The sequence below is a fragment of the Mycobacterium sp. genome, assembly GCF_036488105.1.
GTDB lineage: Bacteria > Actinomycetota > Actinomycetes > Mycobacteriales > Mycobacteriaceae > Mycobacterium.
This window is the reverse complement of the sequence record NZ_DASXHW010000362.1, coordinates 1-2864: the sequence shown is the minus strand read 5'-3', so window position 1 is coordinate 2864 and position 2864 is coordinate 1. Positions and strand designations below refer to the sequence as shown.

Here is a 2864-nt window from a genome sequence, read left to right as displayed (position 1 = left end):
AGCGCCGCGACATAGCGCTCGGCGAGCCGCATCATCGTCTCGGGTTCATGCAACGCGGCGTTATAAAACCACTGCAGCTGCAGGCGGCCGTTGCGCACGTGAGCGGAGATATCGATCAGATGTGCTCGGGCATTGTCCTCGCCCTGCAGGGCGCCGATATCCTCGGTGGCGAAGCGGAACGGGACGTCCCCGCCGGCGTCATCGAGCTGGCCCAGATAGTTGAAGCTGACCTCGGGCTGCACCACCGGGAGGTCGGCCGCGGCATCGCCGCCGAGATAGCGCAGGATACCGTAGCCGATGCCGCGGTTGGGGACCCCACGCAGCTGTTCCTTCACGCTCTTGAGCTCGCTGCCGGGATCCGTGGCCGCACCGACCTCGAGCACGACCGGGAACAGGCTGGTGAACCAGCCCACCGTGCGCGAGGTGTCCGCTTCCGCAAACAACGCCTCGCGGCCATGGCCTTCGAGATCGACCAGCAGCGTCCGCTGCCCGGTCCAGTCGGCAAACGCCTCGACCAGCGCCGTCAGCAGCACGTCGTTGATCTGGGTGTGATAGACGCCCGGCACGTCCTGCAGCAGAGCCTTTGTCTCCGCAGGGCCGAGCGCGCTCGCCACCACGCGCACCGAGCCTGCGGTGTTGGCTCCGCCCGGATGATCGACCGGCAGCCGGCCGGCGTCCGACCACGGCACTCCCTGCCAATAGGCCAGCTCGCGCTGTGCCGCCGCCGAGCCCGCATAGGCCACAAGCTGTTCGGCCCAGCGCCGGAACGAGGTGGTCTTGGCCGCAAGCGGCACCGGCGCGCCACGTCGCAGCGCCACCAGTGCCGCCTCGAGGTCCTCCAGCAGGATGCGCCACGACACCCCATCGACCACCAAATGATGGACGATCAAGAGCAGCCGCTGCCCCTGCGGACCGAGATCGAACAAGGCCGCGCGCAACAGCGGCCCCGCCGTCAGATCGAGACTTCCCTGCAACCGGTCGGCATGCCCCGTCAGGGCCGACAGCTGAGCCGTGCCGGCGAGTTCCGCCAGATCGATATGCTCGCACGCGATCTCGCCCTCGCCTTGCGCATGCGCCTGCTGCCAGCCGCCCTCGGTGCGGCAAAAGCGCAGCCGCAACGCATCATGGTGGCGCACCAGGCCACGCAACGCTTCGGCAACCAGCGAAGCTGTCTGCCTCTCGCCGCAGTCCAGCAGTATGGCCTGATTGAAGTGATGTGGAGCGATGAGCCCCTGCGCGAAGAACCAGCGCTGGATCGGGGTCAGCGCCACCTCACCCACGATAAGCCCTTGCTCGGCTTCCGCCGACGTCACGCTCCCCGCCACCGCCGCAAGGCCCGCGATCGTCTGCTCTTCAAACACCTGCCGCGCCGTCAGGTTCAGTCCCACCCGATTGGCCCGCGCCACCACCTGGATCGACTGGATCGAATCGCCGCCGAGCGCAAAGAAGTTGTCGTTGACGCCGACGCGGTCGATGTGGAGCACGTCGCGCCAGATCACGGCCAGCGCCTGCTCGGTGGCGTTGCGCGGGGCGACGTAGGCATCCTGGCTGCCGTGCCAGTCCGGCGCCGGCAGCGCGTTGCGGTCGAGCTTGCCGTTTGGTGTCAGCGGCAAAGCTGCGAGCTTGACGATCGCTGCCGGCACCATGTGGTCCGGAAGCCGGCGCTTCAGATGGCCACCCAGTTCCTCGGTGTCGGACACCGCGTCCTGGCGCGGCAACACATAGGCCACGAGCCGTTTGCCGGCGGCATCCTCCCGCGCCACCACCACGGCCTGCGCGACGTCCGCGTGCGACAGCAGCGCCGCCTCGATCTCGCCGAGCTCGATGCGGAAGCCGCGGATCTTCACCTGGTGGTCGAGGCGGCCGAGATAGTCGATGCTGCCGTCCGAGAGACGGCGCACCATGTCGCCGGTGCGGTAGAGCCGGCTGCCAGGCCGGCCGAAGGGATCCGGAATGAACCGCTCAGCGGTGAGCGCCGGGCGCCCGCAGTAGCCGTGGGCCAAGCCGCCACCGCCGAGGTAGAGTTCGCCCGCCACGCCCGTCGGGACCGGCTGCAGAGCAGCATCGAGAACGTAGCAGGTGCTGTTGGCGATCGGATGGCCGATTGGGACCGTTCGGCCGTCAGTTGCAATGGCCCGGAGTTCCATCCACGTGCTGAAGGTGGTCGCTTCGGTCGGTCCATACACGTGCAGCAACCGTTGCGGCGCGCCGTTGGCAAGCACGGCCCGCACAGCGTGCGGGTCGGCCGCCTCGCCGCCGAACAGAACATCCCGCACGGAAGAAAAGATATCCGGGACGTCCTGGACCAGGCGATTGAACAGCGCGGTGGTCACGAACAGGCTGCTGATGCGTTTCTCTCGCAGGTCGGCGGCGAGAGCCGCCGACGACAGCACCGTGTCGCGATCAATGATTACGACGGCGGAGCTGTTGAGCAGTGCCCCCCAGAGCTCGAAGGTTGCAGCATCGAAGGATGGACTTGCGAGGTGGGCAAGCCGATCGCCCGGTGCAAGGCCGATATAGTCGGTGCCCAGTACCAGGCGCGCGACCGCGCGGTGCGGCACTGCGATGCCTTTGGGCACGCCGGTCGAACCCGACGTGTACATGATGTAGGCCACGGCCTCGCCGTCCAGCACCGCGGGGGGCCGACCATCGCTGGCGTGCGCCACATCGCTGCGCAGCGCCGGCAATCCGTCTGGCGCAACCCCGCCGGGGGCAACGACGACTGCCTTCAGCCCGGCATCCCTGACCATGAAGGCGAGGCGCTCCTGCGGATAGCCGGGATCAAGCGGGACATAGCATCCGCCCGCCTTCAGGATGCCGAGCATGCCCGCGATCAGATCGGCAGAGCGTTCACCCGACAGGCC

The 2864-nt window shown here is 68.1% G+C and carries 1 protein-coding gene; it reads right to left on the bottom strand.

All coding sequences use genetic code 11. From position 1 onward, the window contains the following. A partial coding sequence (locus VGH54_RS19095; protein WP_331513641.1) for an amino acid adenylation domain-containing protein occupies positions 1-2864 on the bottom strand: 2864 nt, incomplete at both ends.